Here is a 15,257-nt window from a genome sequence, read left to right as displayed (position 1 = left end):
TTTAACACAGAAATGCCTCTGATTTTTGAAAATCAGAGGCATTTATTATTACGTGTTAGAAATGAAAGTTAAAACCGATGCTTGGGTTGAATGAACTCGTTGCAAAAGTAAACGATTCATCAGTTGATAAAACAACATTTGTAGATTCATCTTTAGGTTTAGTCTTGTTATAATTTAATAATGGAAAACTGAATTCTATTGCCCATCTCTTTGAAGGAAAAAATGCAAAACCTGGAGATATAGCAGCATTGTATGATGTAAATTTACTACTGTTCTCTGTAGTACCAGTAGTTTGGGTATTATATTCATATTTGTTATCGACTTTGCCAAATCCGACGCCCACATTAAACTGGCCGAAGAATTTGAATTTGTCGACTATATCTACATATTTTCTTAAAAATGGATTAATGCTATAAGTGTGTTGCTTAGACGTTTGATTGTAATATATAATGTTCGGTGAATTGACATTAATACTACTGGAGGTATTATTATTTTGAGTGTAGCCTAGTCCTAAGCCGATAACTAGATTGTTGGCAACAAAATAACCGAGACGAGGTGTAACAAAAAAGGAAGTTGACTTTTGATTAGTTGGGGAAAATCCTGTAGAATTACTTTCGTTTTTATTTGTACTAAATCCAACAGCGCCATTAATTAAACTTTTACCCTTTTCTGTTTGTGCGTTAGCCGTGAACGCAACGGCGCATAATACGCCCATGATTAATAATTTAGATTTCATTTGTGTGTGTTTTTTAAGTTTAAATCAATAATAAAAATAAAAAACCAAATAATAACTATTTTTTTAGTTTTGTAACTGAAAATTAAGTTAACGTATTGAAAATCAGAGCGAAAAAATAAGCCCCATAGAACCTGGGGCTTATTTTTGTGGTTAGTCGAGATTTGCAATCTCGATTTTATTAGCAAAGGATTTTAAATCCTCTATTATAAAGGTCTGGATTGCAAATCCAGACCAACAATATTATTTACTTTTTTTTATTCTCGTTCAAGAACACAAACTGATGGTCGAACATGTCAAGTTTGATCTTACTATCCTTATCCACTTTTCCGGCCAAGATTGACTTAGATAACTCATTCAAAATTCTTTTCTGAATTACTCTTTTCAATGGTCTGGCACCAAATTGAGGGTCGTAACCTAATTCTGCTAACCAATCTAAAGCTTCAACACTTGCTTCCATAGTTATGCCCATCTCTGCCAAGGTTTGTTGAACATGTTTAAACTGTAAATCAACAATGTTTCTAATTTCACTTCTTTGCAGAGGAGTAAACATAATCAACTCATCAATCCTGTTTAAAAATTCAGGGCGAATGGTTTGTTTCAACAATTCAAACAACTCATTCTTAGTTTTAGCAATTACTTCATCACGATTTTCATCATCTAATGCTTTAAAATTATCTTGAATTAAATGAGAACCAATGTTAGAGGTCATAATGATAATCGTGTTTTTAAAATTCACCACACGGCCTTTATTATCAGTTAAACGACCATCATCTAAAACCTGTAATAAGATGTTAAATACATCAGGATGGGCTTTTTCTATCTCATCTAATAAAACAACAGAATAAGGTTTTCTTCGAACAGCCTCGGTCAATTGTCCACCTTCATCATAGCCTACGTATCCTGGAGGCGCTCCAATCAATCTAGAAACTGCATGTCTTTCTTGATATTCACTCATATCAATTCTAGTCATTGCATTTTCATCATTAAATAAAAATTCTGCCAATGCTTTAGCCAATTCTGTTTTACCAACACCGGTTGTTCCCAAGAAGATAAATGAACCAATTGGTTTACGTTTATCCTGCAAACCTGCTCTAGACCTCCGAATTGCATCAGAAATTGCTTCAATTGCTTCATCTTGTCCAGCTACACGTTTGTGTAACTCGTCTTCCAAATTCAATAATTTTTCACGCTCACTTGCAATCAGTTTCGTAACAGGAATGCCCGTCCAACGCCCAACTACACCCGCAATATCATCAGCAGTAACTTCTTCTTTAAGCATTCTGCTTTCGCTTTGCTGACTTTCTAAATCAACTTTCAGTTTTTCAACTTTATCCTGAGCCTCTTTAATTTTTCCGTAACGGATTTCAGCAACCCTGCCATAATCTCCAGCACGCTCAGCTTGTTCAGCCTCTAATTTATAAGCCTCTATCTGCTCTAATTGATTATTAACCGCATCAACCAGGTCTTTTTCACCTTGCCATTTTGCTTTTAATTCATCACGCTCCGCTGATAAATTGGCGATATCTTGAGAAAGCTCTTTTACTTTTTTATCGTCTTTCTCTCGTTTAATGGCTTCACGCTCAATTTCCAAACGCATAATCTCACGGTCCAAGGCATCTACATTTTCTGGAACGCTATCCATTTCCATGCGTAATTTCGATGCCGCTTCGTCCATTAAATCAATCGCTTTATCTGGTAAAAAACGATCCGCAATATATCTTTGCGACATTTCTACAGCAGCAATAATAGCCTCATCTTTAATTCTAACTTTGTGATGTGTTTCGTACCGCTCTTTCAAACCGCGTAAAATAGAAATTGCATCTTGCGTATCTGGTTCTTCAACCATTACTTTTTGGAACCGACGTTCTAAAGCTTTATCTTTTTCTAAATATTTTTGATACTCATCTAGAGTTGTAGCGCCAATTGCACGTAATTCTCCTCTAGCTAAAGCTGGTTTTAAAATATTTGCAGCATCCATTGCGCCTTCACCACCCCCAGCACCAACTAAAGTATGTATCTCATCAATAAATAAAACAATGTCGCCATCACTTTGCGTAACCTCTTTAACAACGGCTTTTAAACGTTCTTCAAATTCACCCTTATATTTTGCACCAGCTATTAGCGAACCCATGTCTAAAGAATAAACCGTTTTGCTTTTTAAATTTTCAGGTACATCACCCTTAATTATTCTAAAGGCAATACCTTCTGCAATGGCAGTTTTACCCACGCCTGGTTCACCAATTAAAATCGGATTGTTTTTTGTTCTACGAGATAAGATCTGAATTACTCGACGGATTTCTTCATCACGACCAATAACTGGATCTAATTTTCCGCTTTCTGCATATTCATTTAAATTGCGGGCATATTTATTTAAAGCTTGGTACGTTGCTTCAGCGTTTTGGTCGGTTACCCGATTGTCTCCACGTAAAGCAATTATCGCTTTTTTAAGGTCTTTTTCGTTAACGCCTTGCTCTTTTAATAATTTTGAAGTTGCATCATTAACAGCCAATAAGCCTAATAACAAATGCTCAACCGAAACAAAATCATCCTTAAATTCTTTTAAATAAGATTGCGCTTTTTGTAATGCTGTGTTGGCATTCGATGACAAATAAGCATCCCCACCAGTTACCTTTGGTAATTTTTCTATAGCTGCGGTTAAGTTTTGCTCAACCACATTAAGGTTTACATTTAGTTTCTTTAGCAAGTAAGAAACCACGTTTTCATCAACAGTTAGCAAACCCTTTAATAAGTGTGCAGTTTCAATAGCTTGTTGCTGATTGCCCTGCGCTATTTCTGAAGCCTTTTGGATAGCTTCTTGTGCTTTGATTGTAAAGTTGTTGAAGTTCATATTTTGCTTTCATTCAAAACAAATGCCACAGCTATTTCGCATCAGCAATCGGAAATTTTGTCGGTAAGAATATTTTTATTGTGTCTAATTGACTGTAAATAAGTTAATTATACTGAAAAAATGTCTGATTGATAAGGTTTTAGGAAAAGAATGTTAGTGGTTCTTTGGCAATCCAGCCCTTCTTTACATTTCTCCCGATGAAAAATCGGGATTCATTCCAATAAGGTTTATATAACAAAGCCAGTAGCTCTTGGGATGTGACTGATAACTAGCAAATTGCATAAAAACTTCAAGTTAAAATCGATGACAATTAATAATTTAGCATTGTTTAGAATTCATTCCGTTGACTTAAGCCAACGGACAAATTAAGATAGTTTTAGCTGCATTATTAATTATTTCAGTTCAATCACATATTCTCCAGCTTGCAAATTAAAGGTTCCACTAGGCATAACTTTCCCATTAACTGTAATATCTAATCCTCTAATCATATCTAGTTTAATTGTTGCGCTAGAATTTGCTGGAATTACAACTTTATAACTTATTCCTGTTGGAGTTCTCTTCCATGAAGAAACAATTTTTCCATAAGGCCCATCGTGAGTAGCTTCAAAAGCATCAAGCCCAGCTACAAAATGAGGCTGTAGTATTACATTTTTAAATCCGGGTTGGTTCTCATCCGGCTTGATGCCACCTGGTGCTTTATATAGCCATGCACCAATTTCTCCAAACATAATGTGATTCATAGAAATATCAGATTTCGCATCTATTGGCCAGTTTTCGTATAAAGTTGTTGCACCATTGGCAATCCACCAACCCCAACTTGGAAAAGTTTTTTGTGAAGCTACTTTATAAGCAACTTCTGCATAACCATTTTCACTTAATGCATTTAAAATGGCTTTTGTACCTAATAATCCCACATCTAAATGGAAATTATCTGCTTCTACTTGTTTAGCTAAATTCTCAGCCACTTTCCATTTCATATCGTCAGGAACAATTCCCCAAAAGAGTGGAACACTCAACTCTGTTTGTAGCCCTTTGTTGTAAATTCCTGTAGTTCTATTTAAATACTTAGCATTAAAGGCATTTTTAATTTTATTAGCTAATGCAGTATACTTTTTAAAGTCGTCAGTTTTGCCTAAAAGTTTAGCTGTTTTAGCTAAAATCACAACATCAGCATAATAATAACATGTTGAAGTTAACTCAACAGGAGATACAGACTTTACAGGAACCCAATCTCCCAAACCCCAAGATGTTAAACCTGTAGGATAAGTTTCATCAATATGGTTTACGTACCTACGGATGTTGTCATAACAATCGGCCAATAATTTTTCATCTCCATAAAATCGATAAATATTCCATGGGATAATTGCAATTGTACTGGTCCAGTCTGGCCCATTTCCCCATTCATAACCCCAACCATCAGTAGGGATAATTGAAGGCAAAATACCATTCGGTTGTTGCTCATCTCTATGATCTGCTAACCACTTTTCGTAGATTGTAATGGCATCAAAGCCGTATAATCCTGTTTCTATAGCAATTGCCGCATCTCCAGTCCATCCATTTTTTTCTCGTTGTGGACAATCTGTTGGATAACCAAAAAGGTTAGATAAATAAGAGTTATTGGTGGCGTAATAAATTTTGTCAATTAATGGGTCAGATGCTTTTACACTTCCTGCAATTGGTACATCGCTATGCATAAAATAACCAACTAAATCTTCTTTTTTTAAGTCTAAGGGTTTGCTTAAACTTACTTCAACATACTGAAAACCTTTGTAATTAAAATGAGGCATAAAACTTTGTTCGCCCTTGCCATTTAAAATTAAAATATCAGTTTGAAAAGGATCTTTGTCATCTGTAGGACGATAATGGACATCGATATTAGACATATCAGCTCTGCCATTTGGATATAGTCTTTCGGTATGCTTTAATTTAACAACTGTTCCTTCTGGACCATTGAGTTTAATTTTACTAACACCAGAAATGTTTCTACCCAAATCGAATAGGTAAGTAGTATCATTAAATTTTTTAATGCTTTTAGCAGCAATTTCTTCTACATTTCTAATTGGATGTAAGGCCTGAGCTACTATTTTATCTGAAGGAGCAGAGCGATAAATTACTCGCTTCCATTTACTATCATCAAAGTTAGCCGTGTTCCAATCCTTTTGTTCTAACCTGGCATCATAATGCTCTGCAGTATAAATGCTATTGAAAATTATTGGACTTAAAGCTGTTTTCCAATCCTTACCAGATTTAATAACCTCTGTTGTTCCATCTGTGTAAGTAATTCTTAAATCCATGCAAAAAGTTGGTCTGTTTCGCCAAGGGGCTTTTTCAAAATCCCAAACTGCAGTAGATTGATGGTTATACCAACCATTTCCTAAAAGTACACCAATTGCATTTTTACTAGCTTTTACTTGATTGGTAACATCATAAGTAACATATAAATTCCTTCTATCGAAACGGGTATACATGGGATCCATTCTGTGGTTACCAACTTTATCTCCATTTAAAGAAAGTTCATATAATCCGCCAGTGGTAATGTAGGCACGAGCTGATTTTATTTTTTTAGTAATTTCAAATGTTTTTCTAAAATAGGGGGCAGGCTTTTGCTGTATATTTTGATTATCGGAAATCCATGAACCCTGCCAATTTTTGCCATTCATCATGCCCATTTCGAAACTTGCAATTTTTATTTTGGTAGATTTTACCTTGTTTTGATCGGCAATATCAACTCTCCAATAATATTTAGTAAAAGGTTTTAGTGATTGCCCAATATAAGTTTTTAGTGAAGAGCTAGTCTGTAACCAGCCTGTGTTCCATTGTACAGCTTTTCCTTGGGCTAGCGCAATAGAATCTGTATTTACTAAAATTCTGAAGGCTGTTTGTTTTGCTCCCGTTCTATTATCATCCATTTGCCAAGTAAAACGAGGGTTTGGATTATCTAAACCAATAGGATTAGTTAAGTATTCTGTCTTTAAAGCGATAACATTTGCAGATTGAGCAAAGGTTAACAGTGGAGACATGCAAAGAATAAAAAAAGATAGTTTTAAAGATTTACTTAGCATTTTATAAAGGATTATTGAATACTAAGGTATTAAAAATGAATTAAAGAATGAGTGTGGCTCAATCTAAATCTGAAGCATAAAAAAAACACCTCTTGCTAAAGAAGTGTTTTTTTTTATTTCTTGTTAAACCTTTTAGGAGTATACGTATCAAATAAAAGATGATTAAGCTAATTACCTACATTTTTAATACTATACTCGCGTTTTTTGTTTTTATAATTTTCTTTATTATTTCTTTTTTCAAAAAGGATTGAGGACTGAGAGACTGTTTAATTTCATTCAAAATCAATTAGTCAATTTATCCTAAAATTTCTTTTAATTTTTGCGTTTGGTGGTCGGCCAATTTTTGAAGTGGACCAGCTGCCAACATTTTCATCATCATGTTCAAATCTGCTGAAATAATATGTTTTGCAGTTGTGCCACCATTATCATTAGGTGCCACAGTCCACTTTAACTCTACATCAAAAGGCGGTTTCTCTGTCGGCACAGCAGTGATTTCGCTGTTTGGTAAACGACTAGAAATCTTAATGGCTAATTTCGCCATGTTTTGAATTGTAAAACTAGCCTCATCGGCTGTAGAAGACCAATTGTAAATATTATCAGGCATTAATTGCTGATGGTTATTTAAATCTTCTAAGAAATTATATACTTTATCTATTGGTAGCCCAATCTCTACTGAGCTTTCTATAATTGTCATATTAAAAAGGTGTTATATTTTAGAACCGATCGTTTCTTTTCCCCATTCTGAAGGGTTTTCACGCCATTTGTTCAATAAATTTATTTCGTTTTGTGCAATAAAGCTATGTTCTGCAGCATAGCTAATTAATGTTGAGTAATTTGAAAGTGTTGAATAACGGCATTTTGCTGCTGCAAAACTCTCGTCAGCTTTATCAAAACCATAGGTAAATATAGCAACTAAACCAGCAACTGATAAACCTGCAGCACGCAAAGCATCAACAGCTTGTAAGCTGCTTTTTCCTGTAGAGATTAGGTCTTCAATAACAACAACGCGTTGCCCTTCAATAATTTCACCCTCAATTAAGCTTCCAGTACCGTGTTCTTTTGCTTTAGCTCTCACATAAATAAATGGTAAACCTAATTCTTGAGCTACCAAAACTCCTTGTGGAATACCAGCAGTTGCAACTCCAGCAATTACATCAACAGCACCGTATTCTTCTTGGATCAATTGTGCTAATTTCTGACGGATATAAGTTCTAACAGATGGATGTGAAAGCGTAATGCGGTTATCACAATAAATTGGCGATTTCCAGCCAGATGCCCAAGTAAACGGATGATTTGGTTGTAGTTTTATTGCTTTAATTTGTAATAAAAATTCAGCTACCTTTAATTCAATATCACTTTTATTATACATGTTTCAAAAATAACTAATTTATATGAATGATAAGGCTTTGTTTTCCTTGGAATATTAATATTTATAAAAAGATGAAATCCAACTGATTGAAACAGAGTGTTTTGATTTGCTAATATTTTGCAAAAACATTAAAAAACCTTAGTTATCATTTAAATAACGCAGTTTATTTATTTAAATTCATAATTTTTTTAATACTTTTAAAACCTACAGTTGATTTAAAATTTAAACAAACCTCTAGGTATTGTATTTAAACAAAGTCGCCGTATTAAGAACTTTACCTCATATGAAGAGCTACCGAATTTATATCAATAACAATACTTTGTTTATTGCAGATTCTATACCTAAGCAAGTAGAAAAAATCCAACAATTAGAAACAACTGATTTTAATTTTCTAGAATTTTATAAAACCCTTAAAAAAGGTGGTAATAAACATTATGCTTTAATTGATAGAGATCCTAAAGAGTTGTTTAAAAAGATCAAGAAAAAATTAACGTTAATAAAAGCCGCAGGAGGGTTGGTTGCAAATAGCAACGGTGATTTCTTATTTATTTTTAGGAATAAAAAATGGGATTTACCCAAAGGGAAAGTTGAGAAGGGTGAAAAAGTTAAAGATACCGCAGTGAGAGAGGTAGAAGAAGAATGTGGTGTAGAGATAGAAAAACGAGAAGAACGTTTATGTAAAACTTATCATATTTATGAGCTTGGGGGTAAGGTAATTCTAAAACGTACAACTTGGTACAAGATGAAAGTTAAAGGAAGCCCAAAACTAATACCACAAAAGGAAGAAGGAATTACCACCGCATCTTGGGTTGCGCCATTAGGTATTAAAGTTAAAATGAAAAATACTTATCCCTTAATATTAGATGTACTGAAGGCAGAGGGTTTAGTGTAACTACAAAAACTCAATTACTTCTTTAGGTACAAACGGACTTACATCTCCGTTGTTTCTTAAAATATCTCTCACAATGGTTGAGCTGATAGCAGAATATTCTGGTTTGCTTAGCAATAAAATGGTTTCTACTTCTGGCATCATCGTTTGATTAATTTGAGCTATTGCTCTTTCATATTCAAAGTCAGATGCAGAACGAATACCCCTCACCATGTATTTTGCATTTATTTTTCTACAGAAATCAACAGTTAATCCTTCATACAGTTGAACATCAACATTTTCATTTCCAGCAAAAATTGTTCTCACCATTTCTTCTCTTTTTTCTGCAGAAAGAAAGTTTTGCTTTGAACTGTTTAACCCAATTCCAACTATAATACGGTCAAATAATGGCAATGCTCGTTTTAAAATATCAACATGAGCTATCGTAATTGGGTCAAAAGAACCTGGAAATAATGCGATTTTCATAGCGTAAATATAAAATAAAAATTAGAAGTCCGGAGTCAGGAAAGTCTGGAAGATTAAAGGTTATCCGCCGCATTATTGCAAGGAATGAAGCAATCTACTCTCTCAAAAGCGTTAACCTGCTGTAGTAAGTAGGAAATTGCCAAAGCTGATGAAAATTGGCTATGCACTGACCACAGACTAAAAAGCAAACTCTTTATGTTTTGTGTGCAACTCTAGGTTTATCCTTCAACTTTCTCAAAAAAGCTGAAAGAACTATTTCCATATTTTCTTACTTCTGTAAAGCCCGCCAATTGATTTAATTTTAGAAATGGTGGGTGCTCAACAATTAAAGTTCCATTAGCTGTTAATAAATTATGCTTCATCACTAACTGAGGAATCATCGGAATGTTTGGTAAGTCATAAGGTGGATCGGCAAAAATGATGTTATATTGATGATTATCCTTCTCTAAAAATTTAAAAGTATCAGCTTTTTGCGGCTCTATTTGAGTTAATTCAAATTTTTCTGCAACAGATTTTATCCAGGCTACACAACCGGGGTGTTTATCTACTGCTGTTACATGCTTAATCCCTCTCGATGCAAATTCTATGCAAATGCTTCCAGTGCCACTAAAAAGGTCTAAGACATCGCATTCATCAAAATCATAAGTATTATTAAGGATATTAAACAAAGCCTCTTTCGCCATGTCTGTTGTTGGTCTTACAGGAAGATTTGCCGGGGCATTAAATTGTCTTCCTTTTAAAATTCCACCTATTATCCGCATTGGTAAAGGGCTAATAAGCTGCTATAATAATGAGCAGGCATGTCGTCTAAAACTTGTTGATCTAAACTGTTGTTAATAGTTAGAAATTGAATTGTATTGAAGTATTTTAATAAACAATTGTACTTTTCATCATTTTTATGAACAATTCCAGTTAAATAGATATTACATGAAGCATTAATGTTAAGTTGATTAATCATCACTAAAAGGTAATAGTTAAACTCTTGAATGTCATCTATCTCATAAGATTGCTGAAAAATAATTTGATTGTTGTTGAGATAGATTATACTTAGCGAACCAACAGTAAAATCTAAAACTAAAGCAGTTTCCTTCATCTGCTCTGCTAATGCTAGTAAACCAGCATTTTCATGGTATTTCTTTCCACTAGCAAAGTTAATTGCCTCATCAGTATTTGTTGGTAAGGAAAAAATAGTATTAAAGCCAAAATGAGATTGATGTGCTACATATAAATTTCCAGAATGATTTTCTGTGAAAAATTGTGCATTTGAGCTTAAATTATCTGCTGTATATAGCTCAAGAGGAATAGCAATTGAATTTGGCGTATGTACAGCAATTTTTACTTCCTGATAAGGCAAGCCCAAATAAATGTCTGTCTTTAAGCGATCAATTAATTTTTTTGCCCCATTTTCGCACTCCTGCTCATCAAAAACAGCATTTACCTTTTTAGTTTCTGTATTAACTATTGCATAAGAGAAACTTTTTGAGCCCACTTTTACCAACAAATTACAAGATGGTGCACTTGCCGGGTCAAAAGTTGGATCTATTAATAATATGCTGTTTTTATTATCCATTATGTTGGCAAAAATAACTTTTTTCTATAACATTCCCATTGCATCTTTGTGAAATGGATAAAGTCAATATCATTGCTCAATCATATCCTTTCCAACCTACTGCAGAACAATTGGTTTTTTGCACTAAAGCGACATCGTTTTTAGGGCAAAATGAAACCAATAAATGCTTTATTTTAAGAGGATATGCCGGTACTGGTAAAACAACGTCAGTAGCTGCATTGGTTAAAGCTTTACCACAATTTAAATTAAATGTTGTTTTATTGGCGCCAACTGGAAGAGCGGCAAAAGTAATTAGCAGTTATACCCAGAAAACTGCATTAACTATCCATAAAAAAATTTACAGAAAACGTAGTGCTGTTTCTACCGAGATGGCTTTTCAACTTGCACCAAACTTAGCAGAAAATACATTATTTATTGTTGATGAGGCTTCTATGATTGCAGACGAATGGAATCAGCAAAACGGATCTTCATTTTTAAAAGATTTAATAGAATTTGTATTTCAGGTAGGCCCAGCAGGAAAAGATAAAAACTGTTCTTTGTTATTTGTTGGAGATACGGCTCAATTACCACCTGTAGGGAGTACCGATAGTCCGGCATTGAATGAGAAATACCTACAAGATAATTTTGGTTTAAAAGTTACTGCAGTTGAACTTCAAGAAGTGGTAAGGCAAGAAAAAAAATCAGGTATTTTGGCAAATGCAACAATGCTGAGAAAGTTGATTAATGAATACAAGGAGGAAGAAAAAGAATTACCAAAATTCTTAACCAAAAGCTACAGGGATATTTTTAGCATGACAGGTATTAAACTTGTAGAGGGTTTAGAATATGCATACAGCAAATTTGGGATTGAGAATTCACTCGTTGTTTGTCGTTCAAATAAATCTGCAAATGTTTATAACAACCAGATTAGAGCTAGGTTACTTTATAGAGATGAAGAATTAAGTGGAGGAGACCAGATTATGGTTGTTCGTAATAACTATTTTTGGTTGCCAGAAAACCCAAAGGCATCATTTATTGCCAATGGAGATATGGCTAAGGTAGTGCGGGTGCGTAGGGAAGAGGAACGTTACGGTTTAAGGTTTGCAGAAGTTAATTTAGAGTTTTTAGATTTTCCAGAAGTGGGGACAATCACCTGTAAAATAATTTTAGATACGCTGCAAGCAGAAACACCAAATCTACCTTATGAAAAAAGTAAACAGCTTTTTGAAGGTTTAATGATGGATTATGATCATTTAAATAGCAAACGAGAAAAAATGCAAGCCATCAAGGATGATCCTTATTACAATGCCTTACAAATTAAATTTGCTTATGCTGTTACATGCCATAAAGCACAAGGTGGACAATGGGATGCCGTTTTTGTAGATCAAGGTTACTTAACAGATGAAATGATTGACCTAGATTTTTTACGTTGGTTGTACACTGCATTAACTAGAGCAAAGAAAGAACTGTTCTTGGTTAATTTTGCGCAAAACTTATTTGCAACGAACCAAGAAGAATAAAAGTAACCGCAAATGCACAGTTTTATTTGCGTTTAAAAATCATAACGCTAAATCTGCGAATCAGCGCCAAGGAATCTAATTTATATCTTATCAAAACTATCAGCTAATCATGCAATTAGGCTTAAAGGCACGGACTTTGCTACAATTAGAAAAATCATAGTGTTAACCAAATCTTAAAACCATGAAGAACAAAAACTTTCTTTACATCACATTTATTTTGATAAGCATAATTACATTTTCATGTAAAAACCAGGATTTAACCACAACAGCAACAATTAAATATGGCACATCTTTTGGCATGTGTGTAGATTATTGTCAACGTGAAATCCTTTTAAATGGTTCAAAAGCAACATTTGCGAAGAGTAAAAATGGAAATAATCCGGATACAAAAACTTGCACAAAAGAATTAGATGAAGTAACCTTAACAGCTCTTCGTAAAAGCATAGATATGAATGCTATAAGTAATCTTCCTGATGTGATCGGTTGCCCAGATTGTGCAGATGGTGGTTCAGAATATGTAGAAATAACAAGTAATGGTAAAACAAAAAAGGTAGTTTTTGAATACGGAAAAACGCCTCCTTCATTAATTGATTTGGTAAGTAAATTAAAGCCGGTCTTTCAATCATTTAACGATTGTAAATAAGAAAAAACCAAAAATGCCATTAACCTAAAGGCAATGGCATTTTTTGCATCAAATAAATAAATAAAAATTTTATTACTTATCCTACTACTTTTACGTTTTCAGCTTCTGGACCTTTTTTTCCTTCTTTCACTTCAAACTCAACTTGTTGTCCTTCTTGCAAAGATCTTGTGCCTCCTAATGCAGAATGGTGACAAAAAATATCTTTGCCGCCTTCTTCTGGGGTAATGAATCCAAAACCTTTTGCATCATTAAACCATTTTACTGTACCTGTCATAACTTCTTTTTTATTAAATTAAAAAGTGAAGATAACAATTTCAATATAAAAGGTTAAATTATTTTGATACAATTACACTATAATAACTAATAAATATAAAAAAAGGTATGGCTCTCTCAAGCCACACCTCACAAAAAACTCCCTTAAGTAGAAAATTCTACTATATATTTATACGCTTAAATCGGTTAAATGGTTTGCTTTAAGGTGAAATTTTTTTCTTAAAAGTTTAATCAGCAAAGTGATCAACAACAATTTTAATCTCATCGTCAGTAACTGTTATTCTTCTTTCCTTATATAAACCACCTACAGCTTTCTTAAATGCACTTTTGCTAATTTGAAAACGTTCATAAATTTCATCTGGTGTGCTTTTATCGCCCAAAGAAATTTTACCTCCATTGTCTTTTAATTCTTTTAAAATAACATCTTTGGTGTCAAGTATATGTCCGTAACCTGTTGGTTGTAAGGTTAAATCTATTTTACCTTCTACACGTACTTTTTTAATCCAGCCTTTACGTCGCTCTCCTGGTTTTAGGTTAGAGAATAATTCATTATGGTATAACAAACCAATATATCTGTTATTGATAATCGCATTAAAGCCTAAATCGGTTTTTTCACTAATTAATAAACTTACTTCATCTCCTTCATCAAAGTCAAAATCATCTTCTTCAATAAATTTATCAAGTCTAGAAGAGGCTAGCATTCTGTTGTTAGTTTCATCTAAGTAAACAAACACTGCATAGCTCTCGCCAATTTCCATCATTCTTTTTTGCTCACGAGTTGGTACATAAACATCTTTTCCTATACCTAAATCTAAATAAGCACCATCATCGTTGGCATCTACAACTGTTAAAAAAGCAAAGCTTTCTACTTCTGCAAAAGCTTCTTGTGTAGTTGCGATTGTATTGCCATCCTTATTTACAAATACAAATACTTTAAGGGTGTCACCTAGTTCAGCATCTTTTGGAACATGCATATAGGGTAGTAAAATTTCTCTATCCCCATCACTTAAGCTTAATCCGTCACTGTTTTTTGCTACAATTCTTAAGTCATTGTATTTTCCTATTTCTATCATTTTTTGTTATTTGAGTTAAGCTATTTTCTTCAATAGCTATTTTATTTATTGGATGCAAAGTTACATAAACTTTAGCTGGTAAATATGAAGTGGTTTTTATACTCATTGAAAAGAAAAATAATTAATTTAGACGAAATAAACCAATAGCGAACTAAATTAATGAGTCAACAAATTCCTACATTTTTCCTCGGCGATGAATATTTTATCGACGAGAAGGTAAGCTTCTTAAAGTTTACAAACGAGTATAAAGTTTACAATGAACTTGGCGTTCAAATTGGTGCTATTAAACAACGCATGACCGGATGGCATAAAATTTTAACCTTGCTCATTAATAAAGCAATGATGCCATTTCAATTGGAAATTACAGATGTTAATGACCAATTACAAGCAACAATAACAAGAGGATGGACATTCTGGATGTCTAAAATTATTGTTACTGACCCTAATGGAGCAGAAATTGGCCATATTAAGCAGAAGTTTAAGTTCTTTAAACCAACCTTCCTAATTAATGATCCTTCTACTGGAGAAAATATAGCGCAGATTACCGGTGATTGGAAAGCATGGAATTTCACAATTAAAAATGCGACAGGAGAAGATATGGGAAAAATTAGCAAAAAATGGGCTGGTGCAATGAAAGAAATTTTTACCAGTGCAGATAAATACAACGTCTCTATCGATCCAAATTATGCTGAAAATAATAAAAAGGTAGCTATTGTTGCTACCGCGATAACTATAGATATGGTTTTGAAAGAAAGTAAATAAAAAAAAGCTCAGACTTAAAACTGAGCTTTTTTTGCTTTAATGATCTTGAAATCAAACTTTTTAAGATA

Annotated in this window: 14 protein-coding genes; 4 read left to right on the top strand and 10 right to left on the bottom strand. The window is 33.6% G+C overall.

The window, feature by feature from the left end:
* Positions 1-55 precede the first annotated feature (55 nt).
* From FA048_RS11230 to pyrE, 5 genes are all read right to left on the bottom strand, one after another.
* A complete protein-coding gene (locus FA048_RS11230; RefSeq protein WP_136840859.1) occupies positions 56-736 on the bottom strand; it encodes an outer membrane beta-barrel protein in 681 nt (226 codons plus the stop codon).
* Between the two features lie 244 nt (positions 737-980).
* Positions 981-3,584, bottom strand: coding sequence for an ATP-dependent chaperone ClpB (gene clpB, locus FA048_RS11225; protein WP_136840857.1), 2,604 nt, complete (start codon positions 3,582-3,584; stop codon positions 981-983).
* A 392-nt stretch (positions 3,585-3,976) separates the two neighbouring features.
* Complete coding sequence (locus tag FA048_RS11220; RefSeq protein WP_225872531.1) at positions 3,977-6,604, bottom strand: alpha-L-rhamnosidase; 2,628 nt, start codon at positions 6,602-6,604, stop codon at positions 3,977-3,979.
* 337 nt (positions 6,605-6,941) lie between these two features.
* The gene (locus FA048_RS11215) at positions 6,942-7,340 is read right to left on the bottom strand and encodes an SRPBCC family protein (RefSeq protein ID WP_136840852.1); all 399 of its coding nucleotides are present in this window, start codon (positions 7,338-7,340) and stop codon (positions 6,942-6,944) included.
* Between the two features lie 12 nt (positions 7,341-7,352).
* Positions 7,353-8,015 carry an orotate phosphoribosyltransferase gene (pyrE, locus tag FA048_RS11210; RefSeq protein ID WP_136840850.1) on the bottom strand — a complete coding sequence of 221 codons (663 nt, stop codon included), beginning with the start codon at positions 8,013-8,015 and terminating at the stop codon, positions 7,353-7,355.
* 283 nt (positions 8,016-8,298) lie between these two features.
* On the opposite strand from pyrE, the gene FA048_RS11205 reads away from it, so the two are divergent.
* The gene (locus FA048_RS11205) at positions 8,299-8,907 is read left to right on the top strand and encodes an NUDIX hydrolase (RefSeq protein ID WP_136840847.1); all 609 of its coding nucleotides are present in this window, start codon (positions 8,299-8,301) and stop codon (positions 8,905-8,907) included.
* On the opposite strand, the gene coaD is transcribed toward FA048_RS11205, so the two are convergent.
* The 3 genes from coaD to FA048_RS11190 all read right to left on the bottom strand — a co-directional run bounded on the left by coaD (position 8,908) and on the right by FA048_RS11190 (position 10,939).
* Positions 8,908-9,369 (bottom strand): pantetheine-phosphate adenylyltransferase, encoded by a 462-nt coding sequence (gene coaD, locus FA048_RS11200; protein ID WP_136840845.1) that lies wholly within the window; start codon positions 9,367-9,369, stop codon positions 8,908-8,910.
* Positions 9,370-9,587: 218 nt separating this feature from the next.
* Positions 9,588-10,130, bottom strand: a complete 543-nt coding sequence (locus FA048_RS11195; protein ID WP_136840843.1) for an RsmD family RNA methyltransferase — start codon at positions 10,128-10,130, stop codon at positions 9,588-9,590.
* The gene (locus tag FA048_RS11190; protein ID WP_136840841.1) at positions 10,121-10,939 is read right to left on the bottom strand and encodes a DUF3822 family protein; all 819 of its coding nucleotides are present in this window, start codon (positions 10,937-10,939) and stop codon (positions 10,121-10,123) included. The genes FA048_RS11195 and FA048_RS11190 overlap by 10 nt, the downstream gene beginning before the upstream one ends.
* 53 nt (positions 10,940-10,992) lie before the next feature.
* On the opposite strand from FA048_RS11190, the gene FA048_RS11185 reads away from it, so the two are divergent.
* Both FA048_RS11185 and FA048_RS11180 read left to right on the top strand, forming a co-directional pair.
* A complete protein-coding gene (locus FA048_RS11185) occupies positions 10,993-12,438 on the top strand; it encodes an ATP-dependent DNA helicase (protein ID WP_136840839.1) in 1,446 nt (481 codons plus the stop codon).
* A gap of 181 nt (positions 12,439-12,619) precedes the next feature.
* Complete coding sequence (locus tag FA048_RS11180; protein ID WP_136840837.1) at positions 12,620-13,081, top strand: hypothetical protein; 462 nt, start codon at positions 12,620-12,622, stop codon at positions 13,079-13,081.
* Positions 13,082-13,157: 76 nt separating this feature from the next.
* Here FA048_RS11180 and FA048_RS11175 read toward each other — a convergent pair whose 3' ends face one another.
* On the bottom strand, positions 13,158-13,355 hold the full coding sequence (locus tag FA048_RS11175; protein ID WP_136840835.1) for a cold-shock protein: 198 nt from the start codon (positions 13,353-13,355) through the stop codon (positions 13,158-13,160).
* Between the two features lie 226 nt (positions 13,356-13,581).
* The gene (locus FA048_RS11170; protein WP_136840833.1) at positions 13,582-14,427 is read right to left on the bottom strand and encodes a CvfB family protein; all 846 of its coding nucleotides are present in this window, start codon (positions 14,425-14,427) and stop codon (positions 13,582-13,584) included.
* Positions 14,428-14,586: 159 nt separating this feature from the next.
* Between FA048_RS11170 and FA048_RS11165 the strand changes: the two genes are divergently transcribed.
* Positions 14,587-15,189: an LURP-one-related/scramblase family protein gene (locus FA048_RS11165; protein WP_136840831.1), complete on the top strand. Its 603-nt coding sequence runs from the start codon at positions 14,587-14,589 to the stop codon at positions 15,187-15,189.
* Positions 15,190-15,257 lie beyond the last annotated feature (68 nt).

It is taken from the genome of Pedobacter polaris, assembly GCF_005116505.1.
GTDB classification, from domain to species: Bacteria; Bacteroidota; Bacteroidia; order Sphingobacteriales; family Sphingobacteriaceae; genus Pedobacter; species Pedobacter polaris.
The sequence above is the reverse complement of the archived record's forward strand: the minus strand, read 5'-3'. Positions and strand labels throughout refer to the sequence as shown.

Excerpts from the sequence above, each read along its gene's own strand:
- FA048_RS11175 (WP_136840835.1), bottom strand. The coding sequence starts at position 13,355 with ATGACAGGTACAGTAAAATGGTTTAATGATGCAAAAGGTTTTGGATTC.
- FA048_RS11230 (WP_136840859.1), bottom strand. The coding sequence starts at position 736 with ATGAAATCTAAATTATTAATCATGGGCGTATTATGCGCCGTTGCGTTC.
- FA048_RS11180 (WP_136840837.1), top strand. The coding sequence starts at position 12,620 with ATGAAGAACAAAAACTTTCTTTACATCACATTTATTTTGATAAGCATA.
- FA048_RS11190 (WP_136840841.1), bottom strand. The coding sequence starts at position 10,939 with ATGGATAATAAAAACAGCATATTATTAATAGATCCAACTTTTGACCCG.
- pyrE (WP_136840850.1), bottom strand. The coding sequence starts at position 8,015 with ATGTATAATAAAAGTGATATTGAATTAAAGGTAGCTGAATTTTTATTA.
- clpB (WP_136840857.1), bottom strand. The coding sequence starts at position 3,584 with ATGAACTTCAACAACTTTACAATCAAAGCACAAGAAGCTATCCAAAAG.
- FA048_RS11170 (WP_136840833.1), bottom strand. The coding sequence starts at position 14,427 with ATGATAGAAATAGGAAAATACAATGACTTAAGAATTGTAGCAAAAAAC.
- FA048_RS11165 (WP_136840831.1), top strand. The coding sequence starts at position 14,587 with ATGAGTCAACAAATTCCTACATTTTTCCTCGGCGATGAATATTTTATC.
- FA048_RS11220 (WP_225872531.1), bottom strand. The coding sequence starts at position 6,604 with ATGTCTCCACTGTTAACCTTTGCTCAATCTGCAAATGTTATCGCTTTA.
- FA048_RS11185 (WP_136840839.1), top strand. The coding sequence starts at position 10,993 with ATGGATAAAGTCAATATCATTGCTCAATCATATCCTTTCCAACCTACT.
- FA048_RS11205 (WP_136840847.1), top strand. The coding sequence starts at position 8,299 with ATGAAGAGCTACCGAATTTATATCAATAACAATACTTTGTTTATTGCA.
- coaD (WP_136840845.1), bottom strand. The coding sequence starts at position 9,369 with ATGAAAATCGCATTATTTCCAGGTTCTTTTGACCCAATTACGATAGCT.
- FA048_RS11215 (WP_136840852.1), bottom strand. The coding sequence starts at position 7,340 with ATGACAATTATAGAAAGCTCAGTAGAGATTGGGCTACCAATAGATAAA.
- FA048_RS11195 (WP_136840843.1), bottom strand. The coding sequence starts at position 10,130 with ATGCGGATAATAGGTGGAATTTTAAAAGGAAGACAATTTAATGCCCCG.